Source organism: Burkholderia sp. JP2-270, from assembly GCF_003233675.1.
Classification (GTDB): Bacteria; Pseudomonadota; Gammaproteobacteria; order Burkholderiales; family Burkholderiaceae; genus Burkholderia; species Burkholderia pyrrocinia_C.
In genome coordinates, this window is the sequence record NZ_CP029824.1 from 850,019 (window position 1) to 869,573 (window position 19,555).

Consider the following 19,555-nt stretch of genomic DNA (forward strand, 5'->3'; position numbering starts at 1 on the left):
GTGTTCACTCCGTGAGGTTCCGGTGCCGCGCCGTCGTCGGCGCGGGCGGAATCGATGCGGCCAGTCTAGGCTTCGGACGCCAAACGAAACATCCCGCCGGCCGGTAGTCTCCTTTGTCGCGCGCGCAACATTGCACAGGTGATGACGTCGCGCGCTCCGGTGGGCCGTTCGCGACAGGTTTCCTGTCGGGTGCGACAGCGGCCCGCCAACTGCCGGTCATCGTGCGGCGGATGGTCCGGATCGGGGCGCTGCATTTCGGGCTTGTCCCCCTTGTACAAGCGCCGTGCGCCTCCTAACCTCTTTTAAGCGACCGATCGGTTGGCCGTGCAACGTCGTTGCGTGCACAAGTGCCAGATCGTTGTCGCGACTGCAGAACGTCGCTTTGCACCGAATCCGGGGGCGCTGACGCGCCAACCCGGGTCGCCTTTGGAGACACGATGAATCCCACCGACGCCCTACCGCCCGGCATCGTCTTCGCGCAGCCGCTGACGCCGGTCGCCAACTCGCTGTTCCTGTCCTTCCTCGTCGCCGTGATCCCGATCGCAGTTGCGCTGATCGCGCTCGGCGTGCTGCGCCGCCCCGCGTGGCAGGCGTCGCTCGCCGGGCTCGTCGCCGGTCTCGCGGTCGCGATCGGCGCGTGGGGCATGCCGGCCGGGCTCGCGTTCAACGCGGTCGGCGCGGGCATGGCGCTCGCGGTCGTGCCCGTGATGTGGATCGTCTTCAACGCGCTGCTGCTGTACAACATCGCGGTGAAATCGGGCCGCTTCGACCAGTTCCGGCAGTGGATGCTCGACAACCTGCCCGACGACCGCCGCCTCGTGCTGCTCGTCGTCGCGTTCTCGTTCGGCTGCCTGCTCGAAGGGATCTCCGGATTCGGCACGCCGGTCGCGATCACGAGCGCACTGTTGATCGCGCTCGGCTTCCCCGCGCTCGAAGCGCTCACCTACACGCTGCTGTTCAACACGGCACCGGTCGCGTTCGGCGCGCTCGGCGTGCCGATCACCGTGCTCGGCGCGGTGACGTCGCTGCCGCCCGCGACGCTCGCGCAGATGGTCGGCCGCCAGCTGCCGTTCTTCGCGCTGCTGCTGCCGTTCTACGTGGTCGGCGCGTATGGCGGGCTGCGTTCGATCAAGCAGCTGTGGCCCGCGCTGCTCGTGTCGGGCGGCAGCTTCGCGCTCGCGCAGTTCGTCACGTCGAACTTCCTCGGCTACCAGCTCACCGACGTGCTGTCGTCGCTCACATCGCTGATCGTCACGATCGGCTTCCTGCAGTTGTGGAAGCCGCATCCCGATCCGCAATACGCGCTCGCGCGCAGCGTGCCCGCGGCAGCCGGCGCCGCGCGCGCTGGCTTCGGCGGCTGGCTGCCGTGGCTCGTCGTGTCGGTGGTCGTGATCGTGTGGGTGCATGCGAACATCGCGGCGATCGGCGACGTGAAGATCAAGTGGCCGGGCCTGCACAATGCGGTGTTCGTGTCGCTGTACCACAAGCCGTATGCGGCGATCTGGGATTTCCAGCCGCTCGGCACGGGCACCGCGATCCTGCTCTCCGCGATCGTCACGGCCGTGCTGACGCGCACCGGTGCCGGCGCGTTCCTCGAATGCGTGGTCAAGACGTGGCGGCAGACGTGGATCGCGATCGTCACGGTGATGATGATCGTCGGGCTGGCGTACCTGCTGAACTACTCGGGGATCAGCTACACGCTCGGCACCGGCGTCGCGTCGACGGGCGCGCTGTTCCCGCTGGTGTCCGCATCGCTCGGCTGGATCGCCGTGTTCCTGTCCGGCAGCGACACGTCGGGCAATGCGCTGTTCGGCAACCTGCAGGTCGTGGCCGCCAGGCAGCTCGGCTTCGATCCGGTGCTGATGGCCGCGACCAACTCGTCGGGCGGCGTGATGGGCAAGATGATCTCGCCGCAGAACATCGCGACGGGCGTGTCGACGACGGACCTGAAGGGGCAGGAAGGCGTCGTGTTCGCGCGCACCTTCTGGCACAGCGTGATCCTCACCCTGCTGCTCGGCGTGCTCGTGTTCTTGCAGCAGCACGTGTTCACGTGGATGATTCCGGCGCTGCCGAAGTGAAGCGTGGCTGGACGCGAGAAGGACGGCACGAGGAAATAACGACGGAAGGCACGACGAAAAGCGCCGGGAAATGCGCAAAAACGGTGAACGCGCGACCACTCAGCGCGCGTTCGCCTACCGCGTCGTGTCGCGCGTTGCGTGCTCCGCGGGCAGGATGCACGCGAGGAACGCGTCGATCGCCGGGCTCTGGCGGCGCGCCTTCAGGTAGTACACGTACTCGTCGATCGTCGTGTCGATGCCGCGCAGCGCGATCACGCGCAGGTCCGGATGGCGCTCGGCCTCGCCGAGCGGAAACAGGCTTCCGCCCACGCCATGCAGGATCGCCTCGCGGATCGCTTCGCGGCTGCCGATCTCGGCGACCGACGCGGTCGCGACGCCGGCCGTCGCGAGGATCGTCTCCGTGCAGCGGCGCGTGACCGAGCCTTCCTCGCGAATCAGCAGCCGCACGTCGGCGAGCTGCACCGGGTCGATCGCGTCGAAACGTGCGAGCGGATGGGTGCGATACACGACGAGCACGAGCGGATCGGTCGAGATCACCTTGCGTTCGAGGCCGTCGGCGTCGTTGCGCTGCGACGAGACGGCGAGATCGATGCGGAATTCCTGCAGCGCCTGCAGGATTTCCTCGGAGTTGCCGATCCGGCAGGTGAGCGCGATCGACGGATGCGCGTTCGAGAACCGGCCGACCGCGTCCATGATGTAGTACGGGCCCGTCGCGCCGATCCGCAGGTGGCCTTCGAACAGGCCGCCGACGTTGCGCAGCATGATGTCGGCCTGCGCCTCGAGCGCGATCATCTTCTCGACGAGCGGCAACAGCTCGATGCCGGTCTCGGTGACTTCGAGCTTGCGGCCGCTGCGGTAGAACAACTCGACGCCGTACACCTGCTCGACCTGCCGGATCTGCGCGGCAATCGTCGGCTGGCTCACACCCAGGTGGCGTGCGGCGCGCGTGATGCTGCCCTGCCGGACGGTCGCGTGGAACGCCTTCAGCTGATCGAACACGACTCGGCTTCTCCCCCCTCTTCATCGCGCGTCAGCGTAGCGCGTGCGTGTGTCGGCTGCATGAAAGGCGCGTCGTATGCCGCTTCGAAAAAAAGCTGGGGGTAACCGCAAGAAACCTGCTGGAACCGGTCACGGCCGGGACATGCCGGTGCGGGGTAATAACGGCAACGCACCGACCGCCGGCCCCCGCTCGACCGGCGACCCCACTCCTACCGACCACAGGGTCCTCTTCATGTCCTCGAACAATCGACGCGATTTCCTGCGCCTCGCCGCGCAATCGGCCGGCGCGATGGCCGCCTACGCGGGCTTCCCGCCCGCGATCCGCAATGCGCTGGCGATGCCGGCCGCCTATCGTACCGGCACGATCCGCGACGTCGAACACGTCGTGATCTTCATGCAGGAAAACCGTTCGTTCGACCATTACTTCGGCGGGCTGCGCGGCGTGCGCGGCTTCAACGACCCGCGCCCGCACCTGCTGCCGAGCGGCGCACCGGTGTGGCAGCAGCCGCCGGCGTCGGTGTTCACGAAGAACTACCATTCGCGCGGCCTCGACCCGTCGGCGCCGTACGTGCTGCCGTTCTACCTCGACCCGAAGCAGACGACCGAATTTCAGCCGGGTACCAACCACGGCTGGAGCAGCGGCCACCTTGCCTGGAACAACGGCCAGTGGGACCAGTGGGTGAACCAGAAGCAGGACGTGCTGACGATGGGCTACCTGAAGCGCCAGGATCTCACGTACCACTACGCATTGGCCGACGCGTTCACGATCTGCGATTCGTACTTCTGCTCCGCGCACGCCGACACGGCGCCGAACCGCATCTACCTGTGGACCGGCACGGTCGACCCGCGCAACATCTACGGCAACCCGCCGAACGGCCCGGGCATCGGCGAGCGCGACGACGTGAACGGCTACACGTGGACGACCTATGCCGAGCGCCTCGAGAACGCCAAGATCAGCTGGAAGGTGTACCAGGGCGGCACGGGCATCCCGGGCGACCCGACCGACAACTACACCGACAACTCGCTGATGTTCTTCAAGCGCTTCCAGGTGAAGGAAGGCGCGAGCGGCCCGCTGGTCGACAAGGGCGCGTCGGACCACACGCTTGCCGAGCTGAAGGCCGACGTTCAGGCGAACCGGCTGCCGCAGGTGTCGTGGATCGTGTCGCCGTACAAGTACAGCGAGCACCCGCAGGCATCGCCGACCGACGGCGCGTTCTACATCAACATGGTGCTCGAGGCGCTGACGTCGAACCCCGAGGTGTGGGCGAAGACGGTGTTCATCCTCAACTACGACGAGAACGACGGGCTGTTCGACCACGTCGTGCCGCCGGTGCCGCCGGTGACGAGCGGCGTGGGCGGCCAGGGCATCGTGTCGTCGAACCTGCTGTCGAACCTCGGCGACGAGCTGCTCGACCTGAACAAGTACCCGGGCGAGATGAGCCCGCTCGTGCCGGGTGCCGACCCGGGCGGCATCCAGCCGATCGGCCTCGGGCCGCGCGTGCCGCTGATCATCATCTCGCCGTGGACGAAGGGCGGCTGGGTCTGCTCGGAAACGTTCGACCATACGTCGGTGCTGCGTTTCCTCGAAGCGCGCTTCGGCGTGAAGGAGCCGAACATCAGCGCGTGGCGCCGGTCGATCTGCGGCGACCTCACGTCGGCATTCGACTTCTCCGCGCGCCCCGACACGCGCACGGTGAGCTTCACGGTGCCGCAGCATATCGCGACGGCCGGCCACGCGTACCAGGTGCCCGCGCAGCAGTCGATGCCGGCGCAGGAGCCCGGCACGCGTCCCGCGCGGGCGCTGCCGTACGAGCTGTACGTGCACAGCCGCGTGAGCGGACACGACGACAGCGTGTCGCTCGACTTCGCGAACTCGGGCGACGCGGGCGCGGCGTTCTACGTGTACGACCGCCGCAACCCGGCGACGCCGCCGCGTCGTTATGCGGTGTCCGCGCACGACCGCTTCGTCGATACGTGGAGCACGTCGGCCGCGCACGGCGAGTACCATCTCGCCGCATACGGCCCGAACGGCTATCTGTGCGAGTTCCAGGGCAACACGCGGCTCGCCGCGGACGGCCGCCACGCGAACCCCGAGGCGAAGATCGGCTACGACGTGCGCAACCGCCACGTATACCTGCAACTGCGCAACAGCGGGCGCGCGACGTGCCGCGTGACGGTCGACAACGCTTACAGCCATGCGCATGCGCGCACCTACACGCTGGAGCCGGGCGAGCGCGTCGAGGATCACTTCGAGCTGTCGTCGAGCCACGGCTGGTACGATCTGACGATCACCGCGACGACGCTGCGCGGTGGCGACGACAAGGTCGTGCGCCGCTTCGCGGGCCACGTAGAAACGGGCCGGCCGAGCCACAGCGATCCGGGGCCGGTGAAGCATACGGCCTGACGGTCGGCACACGTCGCGCGGTTCGGGCGAGCTTCGCCCGCCGTGCGACGGGCGCCTGCCGGATGCATCCCGGCAGGTGGAATTGGTTTTTGGAAACTGAAGACTGTTGACGATGTGTCGGGCCGAGGGTATAGAAGGAGCATTCGCCGATATGGCGCCCTCGTTTTCACCCGCAGCCCCGCTGCCTGCCCGACCATGACTGCCCCGAACACGCTCAGTGCCATCGAACTCCTGCAAAGCCAGTCGCTCGCGATGATCGTCCAGGACATGCTCGAGCGCGCGATCGTCTCCGGCGAATACGTACCCGGCGAGAAGCTCAACGAAGTCGAGATCGCGACGAAGCTGAACGTGTCGCGCGGCCCGGTGCGCGAAGCGTTCCGCGCGCTGGAGCAGGCCGGACTGCTGCGCAACGAGAAGAACCGCGGCGTGACCGTGCGCGTCGTGCCGCTGCGCGAGGCCGAGGAGATCTACGAAGTGCGCGCGATGCTCGACGAGTCGGTCGCGCGCGCGCTCGCGAAGCGCATCTCGCCCGACACGCTGAAAGTGCTGAAGGGCATTATCCAGTCGATGAAGGGCGCCGCGAAGTCGCACGACGTCACGCGCTATACCGAGCTGAACGTGCAGTTCCACGACGCGATGGTCGTGGGCGTCGGCAATACGCACCTGACCGATACCTACCGCCGGCTCGTGCGTCAGCTCGGGCTGCTGCGCCAGGCCGCGATCGAGGCCGAGGAAGATGCGATCGCGGTGTCGGCGGCCGAGCACGACAAGATCGTGCAGGCGCTCGCGAGCGGCGACGAGGAGAAGGCCGTCGCGCTGGTGCGCGAACACGTCGCGCATGGCCTTGCGCGGATGCGCCGCACGCATGAGCAGGGGCTGCCGGTAGCGGGCAAGGCGGCGCGGGAGAAAACTGTGCGCGCGTAACGCAGCCGCACGAATCGCCGGATAAAAAGCAAAGGGGCGCCTCGCAGCGTCCCTTTTTCATTGCGACGTTACCGTCAACGCATCGTCACGCCTTGTCGGCCTTCCCGGCCGCGCTCGCGAACTTCGCGAGCCACGTATCGATGGCCGACGGCTGCCGGTTCTCGTCCTCCGCGCGCTCCTTGCGGCGGATCGCATTGCGCACGACGTGCGCGCCGACATAGCGGATCGGCTCCGGCGGGAAATGGCCGAGCGGGCCGCGCGCGATCGGGCTACGCGTCCACGCGTTGTCGAGGCCGAGTACGAGCGACGACAGGATCTGCCCGCCCATGTAGGTCGGCCCGACGCCGTTGCCCGAATAGCCGAAACCGTAGAACACGTTCGGCGCGCCGTCGAGGCGGCCGAAGAACGGGAAGCCTGTCACCGAGCGGTCCGACGGGCCGTTCCAGCTCGCGGTGACCGGCACGCCCGCGAGCGACGGGAAGAACTCGCGCAGGCTTTGCGTGAGCTGCGCCTCGTACGGCGAGCGCCGGTCGAACACCGGTGCGATGCGGCTGCGCCACGAGAACGTGTTGCCGCCCTTGCCGAGCATCAGCCGCCCGTCGGCCGTCGTGCGGTAGTAGTAGACGAAGATTCGCGAATCGAGCACCGACACGCCGTCCACGAGCCCGGTCTTCTCGAGCAGTTCCGGGCATTTCTCGGTGATGACCATGTCGCTCGACACGACCGCGATCGTGCGCTCGAACTGCGGGAAGCGGCTCGCCATCCACGCGTTGATCGCGAACACGAGCTGGCCCGCCGTGACGCTGCCGGACGGCGTGCGCACGACGGCCGGCTGCCCGGGCGTGAAGTCGAGCATCGGCGTGCGTTCATGGATCCGGATGCCCATCGCGAGCGCCACGCGGCGCAGCCCGCGCACGAGTTTGCCGGGATGCACGGTCGCGGCGATCGGCGAGTAGACGCCGTCGAGATTGCGCGCGGAGCCCGAGCGGCGTGCGACTTCGGCGGGCGGCAGCGGCTCGTAGCTGTGGATGCCGCATGCGGCGAGCGCGTCGAGCACCGGCGCGAGCGTGCCGACCTGCGCGTGTGACGTCGCGGTGTACAGCGTGCCGTCGAGCCGCAATTCGGCGTCGATGCCGTGCGCGCGGCAGAAATCAGCGATGTGCCGGACGGCGGCTTCCGATGCCTTCACGAGCCGGATCGCCTCGGCTTCGCCGAACAGGCGCCGCAGCGTCAGGAATTTCGCGGACCACGTGAGCAGGCAGCCGCCGTTGCGGCCGCTCGCGCCGGCGCCGCACAGGTCGGATTCGAGGATCGCGATGTCGAGCGCCGGGTTCTGCTGCTTCGCCTGGATCGCGGTCCAGAGCCCGGTGAAGCCGCCGCCGACGATGCAGACGTCGGCCTGCGTTGCGCCCTGCAGCGCGGGGGCGAGATCGCCGTCGTTGAATAGCGCTTGTTCGATCCAGAAGGGTCGCATCGGATGGTTCTTCAATAAGGGTCGGGTGTCTGCACGGCCGGAAAACTCGCCGCCGCTCCGGCCGACACACGGCTCGCGCCCATCGCCCGCAGCGTGTCGGCGATCGCGACGACGGCGCCCGGAATGCCGGCCTCGTCGACGTCGCCGAGCAGCCGACGCGGAACGTCTCGACTTCGGTCAGCTTGCCCGGATACGGAATGTAGCCGTGCTTTTTGACCTCCTGATAAACCGCTTGAAGTCGTAGTTCGGTTCATCTTCGGACCTTGACTGAGACGCCGCGGCACGCGGTGGATGAGTTGAGACCAGCCCTCTTTTCACTGCGCCACTTTGCTTTCTGTTCTCTGCATGTTGTTGACAATCTACAAATCATCAACTTTAATGTCAAGCATCGAAAACACCTCCCTTCGGCGCGGTGCGGGCGCCGGCGGCTCAACCGCGTCGAACTGAAAGGAATGAACGTCATGACTGGAACGCCTGTTTCCGTGGAAGTGAACGGCCGCCGCTACAACTGGATGAGCCGGCCCGTGGTGGTCGTCTGCGTCGATGGCTGCGCATACGAATATCTGGAAGAAGCGGCCGGGGCCGGCGTCGCGCCGTTCCTGCGCACGCTGCTGAAGCCCGGCACGGCGCTCAAGGGCGAATGCGTGGTGCCGAGCTTCACGAACCCGAACAACCTGTCGATCGTCACCGGCGTGCCGCCGGCGATCCACGGGATCAGCGGCAACTACTTCTACGATCGCGACACCGGCGCCGAGGTGCTGATGAACGATCCGAAGTACCTGGTCGCGCCCACCGTGCTCGCGACCTTCGCCGAACAGGGCGCGCGCGTCGCGGTCGTCACCGCGAAGGACAAGCTGCGCCGCCTGCTCGGCAAGGGGCTGGAGGGCATCTGCTTCTCGTCGGAAAAGGCCGACGAAGCGAGCCTCGAGGAAAACGGCATCGACCACGTGCTGGAGCTCGTCGGCAAGCCGGTGCCGAGCGTTTACAGCGCGGATCTGTCGGAATTCGTGTTCGCGGCCGGCGTGCGCCTGCTCGAGACGCGGCCGATCGACCTGATGTACCTGTCGACGACCGACTACGTGCAGCACAAGTGCGCACCCGGCACGCCCGGCGCGAACGCGTTCTACGCAATGATGGACAAGTACCTGCGGCGCCTCGACGCGCTCGGCGCGATCGTCGCGATCACGGCCGACCACGGGATGAACGCGAAGCACGACGCCACCACCGGCGAGCCGAACGTGATCTATCTGCAGGAACGGTTCGACGAATGGCTCGGCCACGACGCGGCGCGCGTGATCCTGCCGATCACCGATCCATACGTCGTGCACCACGGCGCGCTCGGCTCGTTCGCGACCGTCTACGTGCCGGCGTCGGCCGATGCCGATGCGCTGCGCGCGCGTCTTGCGGCGGTGGACGGCATCGAGCTCGTGCTGACGGGCGCCGAGGGTTGCGCGCGCTTCGAGCTGCCGCCGGCGCGGATGGGCGACCTGATCGTGATCTCGAAGCAGGACGTCGTGCTCGGCACGCGCCGCATCAAGCATGACCTGTCGGGCCTCGACGTGCCGCTGCGCTCGCACGGAGGGATCTCCGAGCAGATCGTGCCGCTGATCTTCAGCAAGCCGGTCGCCGCCGACGTCACGGGCCGCGCGCGGCTGCGCAACTTCGACATCATCGATATCGCGCTCAACCATCTGCAGTGATGCGCACGCATCCGCAAGGGGACACTCTCATGAACGCCATTGCAGCCTCGACGGCCGTCCGCGAGATTCGTCGCGAAGCACTGCGAATCGATGGCGAACGGATTCAACGGGACGCGGTGATCGACGTGCGCAACCCGTACGACGGCTCGCTGGTCGGCACGGTGCCGAAGGCGACGCCGGAAGACGTGCGGCGCGCGTTCGCGGTCGCGCGCGCGTATCGGCCGACGCTCACGCGCCACGATCGCGCGGCGATCCTGCGCCGCGCGGCCGACATCGTGCGCTCGCGCACCGCCGGGATCGCGGCGCTGATCACGGCCGAGGCCGGGTTGTGCATCAAGGATTCGACGTACGAAGCGGGCCGCGTGGCCGACGTGCTGACGTTCGGCGCCGGTGAAGTGCTGAAGGACGACGGGCAGATCTTCTCGTGCGATCTGACGCCGCACGGCAAGAAGCGCCGCGTGTATACGCAGCGCGAACCGCTGCTCGGCGTGATCTCCGCGATCACGCCGTTCAACCACCCGATGAACCAGGTCGCGCACAAGATCGTGCCGTCGGTCGCGACCAACAACCGGATCGTCGTCAAGCCGTCGGAGAAGGTGCCGCTGTCGTGCTACCTGTTCGCCGACATCCTGTATGAAGCCGGCCTGCCGCCGCAGATGCTGCAGGTGCTCACCGGCGATCCGAAGGAGATCGCGGACGAACTGATCACGAACCCGGCGATCGACCTGATCACGTTCACCGGCGGCGTATCGATCGGCAAGTCGATCGCAGCGCGGATGGGTTACCGGCGCGCGGTGCTCGAACTCGGCGGCAACGATCCGATCATCGTGATGGAAGACGCCGATCTCGACGAAGCGAGCACGCTCGCGGTGTCGGGCTCGTACAAGAACTCGGGGCAGCGCTGCACGGCGATCAAGCGGATGCTCGTGCACGAAGCGGTGGCCGATCGTTTCACCGAACTGGTCGTCGAGAAGACGCGCGCGTGGTCGTACGGGAATCCGTCGGATCCGTCGGTCGACATGGGCACCGTGATCGACGAAGCGGCCGCGAAGTTCTGCGAGCAGCAGGTGAACGACGCGATCGCGCGCGGTGCGCGGCTGCTGGTCGGCAACGTGCGCGACGGCGCGCTGTATTCGCCGACGGTGATCGATCGCGTGACGCCCGACATGCCGCTGGTGAAGCATGAAACCTTCGGCCCCGTGTCGCCGATCATGCGCTTTCGCGACATCGACGAAGCGATCCGGATGTCGAACAGTACCGACTATGCGCTGTCGTCGTCGGTCTGCACGAACCGCTTCGACAACATCACGCGCTTCATCACCGAGCTGGAGGTCGGCAGCGTGAACGTGCGCGAGGTGCCGGGCTACCGGCTCGAGCTGACGCCGTTCGGCGGCGTGAAGGATTCGGGGCTCGGCTACAAGGAAGGCGTGCAGGAAGCGATGAAGAGCTTCACGAATACGAAGACGTATTCGCTGCCGTGGTAAGCGGCGCGTGATGCGGACGCGCCGGCTCGAAGGCCGGCGCGCGAAATTTCCCCGGGCGGGACGCGGCCGCGACGGCTGCCACGCGACGGTCAATCGCCTTCGTCGTGGTGGTGATGACGCCAGCCGCGATGCCAGCCGTTGTCATGCCGGTAGTAGCGGTAACGGTAGTCGCCGTAGTACGGGCCGTAATAGACGGGTGCCGGCTCGTACACGACGGGCGGCGGCGGCGCGTAGTAGACAGGCGGCGGCGCTTCGATCACGGGCCCCGGCACGCCGAAATACACGCCGATGTCGGCACGTGCGAACGCGCTTGCCGACAGGCAGGCGGCCGCGATGCCGAGGGCGCAGGACAACAGGATGCGTTTCATTTGCCGTTCCCTCCGTTCGCGGACGGCAAGGCCCGCGAGCAATCGGTTCACCTGTCTTCATGGTATGTAGCGCGTGCCGAATGGGTGATACCGCGTTGTCGTTTCTGTAACCGCCGGTAACGAAACGTCGGACGATTGCCGTGCCGCATCGCGACGGATTTCGTCTGCGCAATGCGTGGCTGGCCGGCGCGTTATTCGACGCGCTCATATCGTTAGCGGATTTGCGTTTTTGCCGGACATCGGCGCGTCGGTAGAATTCGCGGACCTCTCGCGCGGCCGCTCGGGCCGGCGGGTTACTCCCTTCCATCGTTCGGGGTCCGCACCATGAAATTCATCCGCTCCATTCTGCTCGTCGCGCTGCTGCAGGCCGTCGCGGCGACGAGCGCATTCGCCGCCGACGATCTCGCGCAGATCAAGTCGTCCGGCGTGTTCCGGGTCGGCACCGAAGGCACGTACGCGCCGTTCACGTACCACGACGAGACCGGCAAGCTGACGGGCTTCGACGTCGACATCGCCACCGCGATCGCGCAGCGTCTCGGCGTGAAGCCGCAATTCGTCGAAGGAAAGTGGGACGGGCTGATCGCGGGCCTCGACGTGAACCGCTACGACGCGGTCGTCAACGAAGTGTCGATCACCGACGCGCGCAAGGCGAAATACGCTTTCTCGTCGCCGTACATCACGTCGCACGCGGTGCTGATCGTGCGCACGGACAACACGACGATCCGCTCGTTCGACGACCTGAAGGGCAAGAAATCCGCGAACACGCTGACGAGCAATTTCGGCAAGCTCGCGGCCGCCCATGGCGCGGACGTGGTGCCCGTGCAGGGCTTCAACGAATCGATCGACCTGCTGACGTCCGGGCGTGTCGACGCGACGATCAACGATTCGCTGTCGTACCTCGATTTCCGCAAGCACAAGCCCGACGCGAAACTGAAGATTGCGGCGACCGATACGACCGGCGCCGGCGACGCATCGGGCGTGCTGCTGCGCAAAGGCAGCCCCGAGCTGGTGGCCGCGATCGACAAGGCGCTCGCGGACATCAAGTCGGACGGCACCTACGCGAAGATCTCGCAGAAGTACTTCGGCCGCGACGTGTCGCAGCCGTGACGCGAGGCTGAACGATGCCGCCCTGGCTGCACCTGATGGCGGAATCGCTGCGGCCCCTGCTTTATGCGGGGCTCGTGTTCACGGTTCCGCTCACGCTCGCGTCGTTCGCGATCGGCCTGCTGCTCGCGTTCGGCGCGGCACTCGCGCGGCTGTTCGGGCCGCGCTGGGCGCAGGCCGTCGTGCGTTTCTATATCTGGCTGTTTCGCGGCTCGCCGTTGCTCGTGCAACTGTTCGTGATCTTCTACGGGCTGCCGAGCGTCGGCATCGTGCTCGATCCGCTGACGGCCGCCGTGATCGGCTTCTCGCTGAATGTCGGCGCGTACAACGCCGAGGTGATCCGCGGCGTGATCGAATCGATCCCGAAGGGGCAGTGGGAAGCCGCGTACTCGATGGCGATGACGCGCGCGCAGGCGCTGCGCCGCGCGATCCTGCCGCAGGCCGTGCGCGTCGCGCTGCCCGCGCTGTCGAATTCGTTCATCTCGCTCGTGAAGGACACGTCGCTCGCGGCCGTGCTGACCGTGCCCGAGATCTTCCAGGCCGCGCAGCGCATCGCGGCCGTGACCTACGAGCCGCTGATCCTCTATACCGAAGCCGCGCTGATCTACCTGCTGTTCAGTTCGGTGCTCTCTACGCTGCAACGTCGCCTCGAAATCCGTTTCGGCCGTCATGCGTTGTTCCAGGCGGAGTTGCGATGATTCGTCTCGAACGCATCGACAAGTCGTTCGGCGCGCATCGCGTGCTGAGCGCGATCGACCTCGCATTGCAGCCGGGCAGCGTGACCGCGCTGATCGGGCCGTCCGGCAGCGGCAAGAGCACGCTGCTGCGCTGCGTGAACCTGCTCGAAGTGCCCGAAGCGGGCGCGCTCACGGTGGGCGACGCGCGCGTCGACTTTGCACCGGCGCGCCGGCCGTCGCGCGACGCCGTGTTCGCGGTGCGCCGGCAGACCGGCATGGTGTTCCAGAACTTCCAGTTGTTTCCGCACCTGAGCGTCGTGCAGAACGTGATGGAAGGGCTCGTGGCCGTGCAGCGCTGGCCGCGCGAGCGCGCACGCGAACGGGCGCTCGCGCTGCTCGACAAGGTCGGTATCGCGGACAAGGCCGATGCATGGCCCGCGACGCTGTCGGGCGGCCAGCAGCAGCGCGTGGCCATCGCGCGCGCACTCGCGCCGTCGCCGCAGGTGCTGCTGTGCGACGAGCCGACGTCGGCGCTCGATCCCGAGCTGTCCATCGAGGTGGTCGAGGTGCTGCGCCAGCTCGCACGCGAAGGCACGACGATGCTGATGGCCACGCACGACCTGCGCCTGGCCGCGTCGATCGCGCACGACGCGGTGTTTCTCGCCGATGGCCGCATCGTCGAGGCCGGTGCATCGCGCGACCTGTTCGGCCAGCCGCGCGACCCGCGCACCGCGAAGTTCATCGCGACGCTCGCGCAAGGCGTGCCGGCTTTCTGACGCGATACACGATTCCTGCGGTGCTCAGCCCGGCGCTTGCCCGTCGAGCACCGCTGCGACGATCGCCTCCGGCGCATCTTCCTGCACGAGATGGCCCGCGCGCGGCACCCGGATCAATTCGCCGTTCGCGATGCGATCGGCGAGCGCCTGCCCCTGTTCGAGCGGAATCCACGCATCGTCCTCGCCCCACACGATGCGCACCGGAAAGTCCGGTGGCGCGTAGCGAGCCTCCGCTTCCTCGATGTAGCGCTGGCGCATCTGCGCGATCTGGCGATAGAACGCGGACTGGCCGGCCGACGTGAGCCACGGCGAACGGTAGATCGACAGCGCATCGTCGCTCAATGGCCGTGTCACGGCATTGCCGATGTAGGCCGATACGAGCGCGTGGTGCGCATACGCCGGCAATCCGGTGAACGCGGCTTCATGCTGCGCGACGTGGCGCACGAACGGTGAACCCTGCGGCGCGATCGCGACCGGGTTCACGAGAGTGAGGTCCGCGTACGCGATGCCGTCGAGGAAGTGCGCGCGCAGCACGGTCGCACCGCCGTAGTCATGCGCGAGCACACGCGGGCACGCAATTTTCCATTCATCCAGCATCGAGCCGAACAGTACGTTCTGGCGGCCGAGCGACACATCCGCGTCAGGCATGTCGGACTGGCCGTAGCCGAGCAGGTCGTAGAAGTACACGCGATGACGCCGCGCGAGCCATGGCGCGATCCGGCGCCACACCTGCGACGAAAACGGCGTGCCATGAACGAGCACGAGCGGCGGGCCTTCACCGAGCGTGCCCCACGCAATCCGGTGGCCTTCGAACATGAAGCGGTTGGCGAGTTCGAGCATCGGCATCTCCGTGATAACCTGTTTTGGCTGTAAACAGGTTACTCCGGATTGCCCGGACATGAAACCGATAGGTGAAAATAAATGGTTACTCGACACGAGCCTGCGCGACACGCGCACGAATGGGGCGCGGCCGATTTCGTCGGCGGCCATCCGGCGCTCGACTTCCTGAACACGGTGGCCGATACGGGCAAGACGCGCGACGAGGACAAGCTCGTCGACTGGCCGGCCGTGCGCGCATGGGCCGAGCAAGCGGGATTGCTGGCGCCGGCCGATCTGGCGCGGCTTCTGCGTCATGCGCGGCAGGACGGCCCGGACGAGCTGGTGGCGCTGCATCGCTTTCGTGAGGATGCATACGCCGCGATCGCGCACCTGACGGCCGGAGGCGGCGGCAGCGCCGGTGTGCGCGCGGCGGACCGGCTCGCCGTCGCGATCCGCGATGCGATCGGGCGCAGCGCGTTCGACGCGGTCGACGGCCGGTTCGCGTGGCGGCCCGACGCGCGCGCCGCGTCGCGCTGGATCGATGCGGTCGCGCTTGGTTTCGAGCATCTGCTGCGCAGCGACGATTTCGCGCGCGTGCGGCAGTGCGGCCGCTGTACGTGGTTCTTCGTCGATCGGGGCCGCGGCGTCGGGCGGCGCTGGTGCGACATGCGCACGTGCGGGAATCGCGCGAAGGTGGAGGCGTTCAGGGAACGGTGAAGCGCGCGCCGTTACGGTTACCGCGCCGCGCGCGGCCGGCGCGCGAGCGTCATTGAGCGGCTTCGTGCGGCCGATGGTCCGGCCACAGCGTCGCGGCGACGAACAGTCCCGCCGCGAGGAACGGCGCGCCGATCGCGAACAGGATGGCCGTGAGGCCCCAGCGATCCCAGAAGCGGTCGACGACCGCGCGCTCGGGTGTGACGGGGTCGTACAGCACGTTGACCGCTTCGCCTTCACGCAGCCCCGGATGCGACGACGCCGCGCCCTGGGCGAACGTGATCTGGCGCCCGCTGTCGGTCGTGAACGCGACGATTGCCGAATACAGCGACGTGCGCGCGCGGGACGACCGCGCGTTTTTCGCGATATCGACGACATGGCCGGTCGACTGCGCATAGTGGCGGACGAGCTGCCACTGACGCAGGCCGGCCGCGCCGGCGCCGGCGAGGAAGCCCGTGCCGATCGCGATCGGGATCAGCACGATCGCGATATCCCAGCGGCGCCGCGCCTGCTTGCGGGCGGCGCGGGCCGGCGGCGGGTCGGACGGTCGGCGGCGGCGCTCGCCGGCGATCAGCAGGCCGCCGATCGCGAACGACGCGACGGCGAGCAGCGCCGGCACCGCAACCGGAAACCAGCGCTGCGCGAAATCGTCGATCAGTGCGGGGCGGTCGGGATGGGCAGGGTCGAGCAGGATGTCGACGCTCTCGCCGATGTCGTACGCGGGGACGGTCGACGCGGTATTGCCGGCGATTTCGCGGCGCTGGCCGTCGTTCGCGAGGTAGGCGACGATCGGCCGGTACGCGCGCATCGCGTCGCTGTCCTGCACGATGCGCACGACCGTGCCCGGCGCGCGGACCAGATGGCCGGTCGCGCGGCCGGTCGTGGCCGCGAGTACGGCTGCGAGCACGAGCAGCACGACGCCGAGCGCCAGCGCGGCGAGCGCATCCTTACCCGGCATGACCGGATCCGGCTGGTGCGTCGCGCGGCGGATTCGGATGCGATCGGGTGAATGGCGTGTCCCGACGGACAGGCCGATATCGGCGCAACCAGGCCCTCTGAATGGTCGCGTCTCGTTCACATGCTTCCATGTATGACGTCCCATGTTCTCTCAGTGCCGGCGGGGCAAACGACGGTACCTGCGCCGGTCGTGTGATATTTGTCGGACGATTCTAGCGGAAACGGCGCGGAAGGGGCGTGCGGATGTGTACCGCAGGAGGGAGCGCGCCACGAACGTGGCGCGCGGAAATGAAAAAGGCCGGTCAGCTTTCGCTGACCGGCCTTTTGAAATCCTGGTGGGGCGTGAGTGACTCGAACACTCGACCTACGGATTAAGAGTCCGCTGCTCTACCAACTGAGCTAACGCCCCCAACAGAAGAAAGATTATGCATGGGTATTTCAGGCTTGGCAAGAACTTTGTGCAAATTTCCTGAAAATATTTCGTCACGCCAATGGCAGCTGTCGACGCGGTAACGAGCGGTCGCAGTTTGCGCGCTCCCGGTATGATGACGCCACACGCGTTGCGCGGCGGTCGCGCAACGTTTTCTGGACATTCCAAGATGGACGAAAACGCAGTCCGCGAATTGCTGGATCGCCTGCTGGCCCCGTGGGTCCGCTCGCTCGGTCTGGTCCCCGTGTCGATCGGCGACGACAGCGTCACGATGCGCCTGCCGTTTTCCGGCGAATTCCGCCATTCGGGCGGCGTGATCTGCGGCCAGGTGTTCACGGCGGCCGCCGATACCGCGATGGTGGTCGCGATCTCGGCCGCGCTCGGCGAGTTCCGGCCGATGACGACCGTATCGCTGAACACGAACTTCATGCGCCCCGTGCGCAAGGGCGACGTGCTCGTCACCGCGCGCGTGCTGCGGATGGGCCGCAACCTCGTGTTCGGCGAAGTCGAGCTGTTCGACGAGGACGGCAAGATGGCCGTCCACGCGACGTCGACCTACGCACTCGTCAGCTGAGCGGCGCGATGTTCGACCAGATCGTTTTTGCGGGCGGCGGCAATCGCTGCTGGTGGCAGGCCGGCTTCTGGGACGTCGCGCAGCCGGCCCTCGGGCTGCGCCCGCGTGTGATCACCGGCATCTCGGCCGGCGCGGCGACCGCGTGCATGCTGTATACGCGTGACGCCGCGTGGGTGATGCGCTATTACGAAGAGGCGCTGCGCCACAACCGGAAGAACGCATACTGGGGCAACCTGTTCGGGCGCGAGCCCGTGTTTCCGCATTACCGCATCTACCGGCAGGCATTGCTCGACATCTACGGCGAGCCGTTCGCCAAGCTTGCAGAGGCGCCGGAGATCCGCATCGGCGTGTCGCACGTGCCGCGCTGGCTCGGTGCGCGCAGTGCGGTTGCTGCCGGCCTCGTCGCGTACAACATCGAGAAGTACGTGCGCAAGACGCTGCACCCGACGCTCGGGCGCACGCTCGGCTTTCGGCCTGAATTCGTGCGGGCGCAGGCCTGCACGCAAGTCGACGAACTTGCCGACCTGATCCTGCAGTCGTCCTGCACGCCGCCGTTCACGCCGGTGCTGCGTCGCGGCGGCCGGCCCGTGCTCGACGGCGGGATGGTCGACAACGTGCCGGTCGACGCGCTCGACCCGTCGCCGGGCGACGTGCTGGTGCTCGTCACGCGGCTGTATCCGCGCCCGCAGATGTTCACGGTCGCGCACGGCGACCAGCGGCGGCTGTACGTACAGCCGTCGAGCAAGGTGCCGATTTCAAGCTGGGATTACACGAGCCCGTCGCAGATGCGGCATGCGTACGACCTCGGGCGGCGCGACGGCGAGCATTTCCTCACGCGCGTCGGTGCGATGACAGGCGGCCGCGTGGCCGCCTGATGGCGGGGAATGGAGCAGCGGGGCCGCGCGGGTGCGCCGCCCGCGCGATCAGCGCTTGCGGATCGGCGTCAGCGCTTCCGGATTGGCGACGCTCGACATGTCGCCCTCGTCGAACGCGAGGATGTTCCTGAACGCCGCGCTGAAATAGAGCTCGTAGCTCTCGCGCTCGACATAGCCGATGTGCGGCGTGCAGATCACGTTCTCCATCCGCAGCAGGCTGTAGCCCTGCAGGATCGGCTCGCTCTCGAACACGTCGATTGCCACCATCCCCGGACGGTTGTGCGACAGCGCGTTGACGAGCGCGTTTTCCTCGAGCAGCTCCGCGCGGCTCGTATTGACGAGCAGCGACGTCGGCTTCATCCGCATCAGGTCTTCCTGCTTGACGATCCCGCGCGTGTCGTCGTGCATGCGCAGGTGCAGCGACAGCACGTCGCTCTGCTCGAACAGCGCCTCGCGGCTCTCGGCGGCCGTGTAGCCGTCGGCGCGCGCGGCCTCGAGCGAATGCTCGCGGCCCCAGATCAGCACGTTCATCCCGAACGCCTTGCCGTAGCCGGCGACGAGCCGGCCGATCTTGCCGTAGCCCCAGATGCCGAGCGTCTGGCCGCGCAGCACCTGGCCGAGGCCGAAGTTCGGCGGCAGCGCCGACGTCTTCAGGCCCGACTGCTGCCATGCGCCCTGCTTCAGGTTCGCGACGTACTGCGGAATGCGGCGCTGGGCGGCCATCACGAGCGCCCAGGTCAGCTCGGCGGGCGCAACCGGCGAACCCGTGCCTTCGAGCACCGCGATGCCGCGGTCGGTACACGCTTCGAGGTCGATATGGCTCGAGACGCGGCCGGTCTGGCTGATCATGCGCAGGTTCGGCAGCTTGGCGAGCAGTTGCGACGAAATCGGGGTCCGTTCACGAATCAGCACGAGCGCCTCGACTTCCGCCAGACGGCTTGCGAGCTGTCCCAGGCCGCGCACCGTATTGTTGAAGACCTTCACGTCGTGGTCGGCAAGCATCTCGAAGCAGTTCAGCTTGCGGACGGCGTCCTGGTAGTCGTCGAGGATGGCAATTTTCATGATGAACGGGTGTCGCGCGTTGAAAGCGGCAGTGGCGGCGGCGCAGTCGCGCACCCGTCCCGCCCGGCCGGGGCCGACATGATGCTACGCCGGCCGCGTTCATGGTGTCTTTTTAACAGGTTGTTACGCTCCGCCG

The 19,555-nt window shown here is 67.3% G+C and carries 17 protein-coding genes, 1 tRNA gene and 1 pseudogene; 11 read left to right on the forward strand and 8 right to left on the reverse strand.

Annotated features, from left to right (window positions below; all coding sequences use genetic code 11):
- The first annotated feature begins 437 nt into the window (after nucleotides 1-437).
- Entirely contained in the window at nucleotides 438-2,078 is a 1,641-nt protein-coding gene (locus DM992_RS04045) for an L-lactate permease (protein WP_111015789.1), read from the forward strand.
- Between the two features lie 114 nt (nucleotides 2,079-2,192).
- Here the strand turns inward: DM992_RS04045 and DM992_RS04050 are convergent, their stop codons facing one another.
- The gene (locus DM992_RS04050) at nucleotides 2,193-3,077 is read right to left on the reverse strand and encodes a LysR family transcriptional regulator (protein ID WP_111015791.1); all 885 of its coding nucleotides are present in this window, start codon (nucleotides 3,075-3,077) and stop codon (nucleotides 2,193-2,195) included.
- Between the two features lie 232 nt (nucleotides 3,078-3,309).
- On the opposite strand from DM992_RS04050, the gene DM992_RS04055 reads away from it, so the two are divergent.
- Nucleotides 3,310-5,481, forward strand: a complete 2,172-nt coding sequence (locus tag DM992_RS04055) for a phospholipase C, phosphocholine-specific (RefSeq protein ID WP_111015793.1) — start codon at nucleotides 3,310-3,312, stop codon at nucleotides 5,479-5,481.
- A 195-nt stretch (nucleotides 5,482-5,676) separates the two neighbouring features.
- On the forward strand, nucleotides 5,677-6,405 hold the full coding sequence (locus DM992_RS04060; RefSeq protein WP_111015795.1) for a phosphonate utilization associated transcriptional regulator: 729 nt from the start codon (nucleotides 5,677-5,679) through the stop codon (nucleotides 6,403-6,405).
- Nucleotides 6,406-6,490: 85 nt separating this feature from the next.
- Here DM992_RS04060 and DM992_RS04065 read toward each other — a convergent pair whose 3' ends face one another.
- Both DM992_RS04065 and DM992_RS04070 read right to left on the reverse strand, forming a co-directional pair.
- Complete coding sequence (locus tag DM992_RS04065) at nucleotides 6,491-7,879, reverse strand: FAD-dependent oxidoreductase (protein ID WP_111017792.1); 1,389 nt, start codon at nucleotides 7,877-7,879, stop codon at nucleotides 6,491-6,493.
- An 11-nt stretch (nucleotides 7,880-7,890) separates the two neighbouring features.
- Nucleotides 7,891-8,140: pseudogene (locus DM992_RS04070) on the reverse strand (hypothetical protein); the annotation flags it as partial.
- A 200-nt stretch (nucleotides 8,141-8,340) separates the two neighbouring features.
- On the opposite strand from DM992_RS04070, the gene phnA reads away from it, so the two are divergent.
- Together phnA and phnY are read left to right on the forward strand one after the other, a co-directional pair.
- Nucleotides 8,341-9,579, forward strand: coding sequence for a phosphonoacetate hydrolase (gene phnA, locus DM992_RS04075; RefSeq protein WP_111017793.1), 1,239 nt, complete (start codon nucleotides 8,341-8,343; stop codon nucleotides 9,577-9,579).
- A 29-nt stretch (nucleotides 9,580-9,608) separates the two neighbouring features.
- A complete protein-coding gene (phnY, locus tag DM992_RS04080; RefSeq protein WP_111015797.1) occupies nucleotides 9,609-11,063 on the forward strand; it encodes a phosphonoacetaldehyde dehydrogenase in 1,455 nt (484 codons plus the stop codon).
- 89 nt (nucleotides 11,064-11,152) lie between these two features.
- Here phnY and DM992_RS04085 read toward each other — a convergent pair whose 3' ends face one another.
- The gene (locus DM992_RS04085) at nucleotides 11,153-11,431 is read right to left on the reverse strand and encodes a hypothetical protein (RefSeq protein WP_111015799.1); all 279 of its coding nucleotides are present in this window, start codon (nucleotides 11,429-11,431) and stop codon (nucleotides 11,153-11,155) included.
- 324 nt (nucleotides 11,432-11,755) lie between these two features.
- Between DM992_RS04085 and DM992_RS04090 the strand changes: the two genes are divergently transcribed.
- The 3 genes from DM992_RS04090 to DM992_RS04100 are packed head-to-tail and all read left to right on the forward strand — an operon-like array spanning nucleotide 11,756 to nucleotide 13,988.
- Nucleotides 11,756-12,538: an amino acid ABC transporter substrate-binding protein gene (locus tag DM992_RS04090; RefSeq protein WP_111015801.1), complete on the forward strand. Its 783-nt coding sequence runs from the start codon at nucleotides 11,756-11,758 to the stop codon at nucleotides 12,536-12,538.
- A 14-nt stretch (nucleotides 12,539-12,552) separates the two neighbouring features.
- Nucleotides 12,553-13,233: an amino acid ABC transporter permease gene (locus tag DM992_RS04095; protein WP_111015803.1), complete on the forward strand. Its 681-nt coding sequence runs from the start codon at nucleotides 12,553-12,555 to the stop codon at nucleotides 13,231-13,233.
- Complete coding sequence (locus tag DM992_RS04100; RefSeq protein ID WP_111015805.1) at nucleotides 13,230-13,988, forward strand: amino acid ABC transporter ATP-binding protein; 759 nt, start codon at nucleotides 13,230-13,232, stop codon at nucleotides 13,986-13,988. The genes DM992_RS04095 and DM992_RS04100 overlap by 4 nt, the downstream gene beginning before the upstream one ends.
- Before the next feature lie 24 nt (nucleotides 13,989-14,012).
- Here the strand turns inward: DM992_RS04100 and DM992_RS04105 are convergent, their stop codons facing one another.
- Nucleotides 14,013-14,828 (reverse strand): alpha/beta hydrolase, encoded by an 816-nt coding sequence (locus DM992_RS04105; protein WP_111017794.1) that lies wholly within the window; start codon nucleotides 14,826-14,828, stop codon nucleotides 14,013-14,015.
- A gap of 81 nt (nucleotides 14,829-14,909) precedes the next feature.
- Between DM992_RS04105 and DM992_RS04110 the strand changes: the two genes are divergently transcribed.
- The gene (locus tag DM992_RS04110; RefSeq protein WP_111015807.1) at nucleotides 14,910-15,524 is read left to right on the forward strand and encodes a CGNR zinc finger domain-containing protein; all 615 of its coding nucleotides are present in this window, start codon (nucleotides 14,910-14,912) and stop codon (nucleotides 15,522-15,524) included.
- A gap of 49 nt (nucleotides 15,525-15,573) precedes the next feature.
- Here DM992_RS04110 and DM992_RS04115 read toward each other — a convergent pair whose 3' ends face one another.
- Complete coding sequence (locus tag DM992_RS04115) at nucleotides 15,574-16,623, reverse strand: DUF3592 domain-containing protein (RefSeq protein WP_111015809.1); 1,050 nt, start codon at nucleotides 16,621-16,623, stop codon at nucleotides 15,574-15,576.
- Nucleotides 16,624-16,811: 188 nt separating this feature from the next.
- Nucleotides 16,812-16,887 (reverse strand) — tRNA-Lys (locus DM992_RS04120).
- Nucleotides 16,888-17,077: 190 nt separating this feature from the next.
- Between DM992_RS04120 and DM992_RS04125 the strand changes: the two genes are divergently transcribed.
- Together DM992_RS04125 and DM992_RS04130 are read left to right on the forward strand one after the other, a co-directional pair.
- Nucleotides 17,078-17,482 (forward strand): PaaI family thioesterase, encoded by a 405-nt coding sequence (locus tag DM992_RS04125; RefSeq protein WP_044847342.1) that lies wholly within the window; start codon nucleotides 17,078-17,080, stop codon nucleotides 17,480-17,482.
- 8 nt (nucleotides 17,483-17,490) lie between these two features.
- Complete coding sequence (locus DM992_RS04130; protein WP_111015811.1) at nucleotides 17,491-18,357, forward strand: patatin-like phospholipase family protein; 867 nt, start codon at nucleotides 17,491-17,493, stop codon at nucleotides 18,355-18,357.
- A gap of 48 nt (nucleotides 18,358-18,405) precedes the next feature.
- On the opposite strand, the gene DM992_RS04135 is transcribed toward DM992_RS04130, so the two are convergent.
- Nucleotides 18,406-19,419, reverse strand: a complete 1,014-nt coding sequence (locus tag DM992_RS04135; protein ID WP_111017795.1) for a D-2-hydroxyacid dehydrogenase family protein — start codon at nucleotides 19,417-19,419, stop codon at nucleotides 18,406-18,408.
- Nucleotides 19,420-19,555 lie beyond the last annotated feature (136 nt).

Coding starts and splice junctions, on each gene's coding strand:
- DM992_RS04045 (WP_111015789.1), top strand. CDS start 438: ATGAATCCCACCGACGCCCTACCGCCCGGCATCGTCTTCGCGCAGCCG.
- DM992_RS04055 (WP_111015793.1), top strand. CDS start 3,310: ATGTCCTCGAACAATCGACGCGATTTCCTGCGCCTCGCCGCGCAATCG.
- DM992_RS04060 (WP_111015795.1), top strand. CDS start 5,677: ATGACTGCCCCGAACACGCTCAGTGCCATCGAACTCCTGCAAAGCCAG.
- DM992_RS04065 (WP_111017792.1), bottom strand. CDS start 7,879: ATGCGACCCTTCTGGATCGAACAAGCGCTATTCAACGACGGCGATCTC.
- phnA (WP_111017793.1), top strand. CDS start 8,341: ATGACTGGAACGCCTGTTTCCGTGGAAGTGAACGGCCGCCGCTACAAC.
- phnY (WP_111015797.1), top strand. CDS start 9,609: ATGAACGCCATTGCAGCCTCGACGGCCGTCCGCGAGATTCGTCGCGAA.
- DM992_RS04085 (WP_111015799.1), bottom strand. CDS start 11,431: ATGAAACGCATCCTGTTGTCCTGCGCCCTCGGCATCGCGGCCGCCTGC.
- DM992_RS04090 (WP_111015801.1), top strand. CDS start 11,756: ATGAAATTCATCCGCTCCATTCTGCTCGTCGCGCTGCTGCAGGCCGTC.
- DM992_RS04095 (WP_111015803.1), top strand. CDS start 12,553: ATGCCGCCCTGGCTGCACCTGATGGCGGAATCGCTGCGGCCCCTGCTT.
- DM992_RS04100 (WP_111015805.1), top strand. CDS start 13,230: ATGATTCGTCTCGAACGCATCGACAAGTCGTTCGGCGCGCATCGCGTG.
- DM992_RS04105 (WP_111017794.1), bottom strand. CDS start 14,828: ATGCTCGAACTCGCCAACCGCTTCATGTTCGAAGGCCACCGGATTGCG.
- DM992_RS04110 (WP_111015807.1), top strand. CDS start 14,910: ATGGTTACTCGACACGAGCCTGCGCGACACGCGCACGAATGGGGCGCG.
- DM992_RS04115 (WP_111015809.1), bottom strand. CDS start 16,623: ATGGGACGTCATACATGGAAGCATGTGAACGAGACGCGACCATTCAGA.
- DM992_RS04125 (WP_044847342.1), top strand. CDS start 17,078: ATGGACGAAAACGCAGTCCGCGAATTGCTGGATCGCCTGCTGGCCCCG.
- DM992_RS04130 (WP_111015811.1), top strand. CDS start 17,491: ATGTTCGACCAGATCGTTTTTGCGGGCGGCGGCAATCGCTGCTGGTGG.
- DM992_RS04135 (WP_111017795.1), bottom strand. CDS start 19,419: ATGAAAATTGCCATCCTCGACGACTACCAGGACGCCGTCCGCAAGCTG.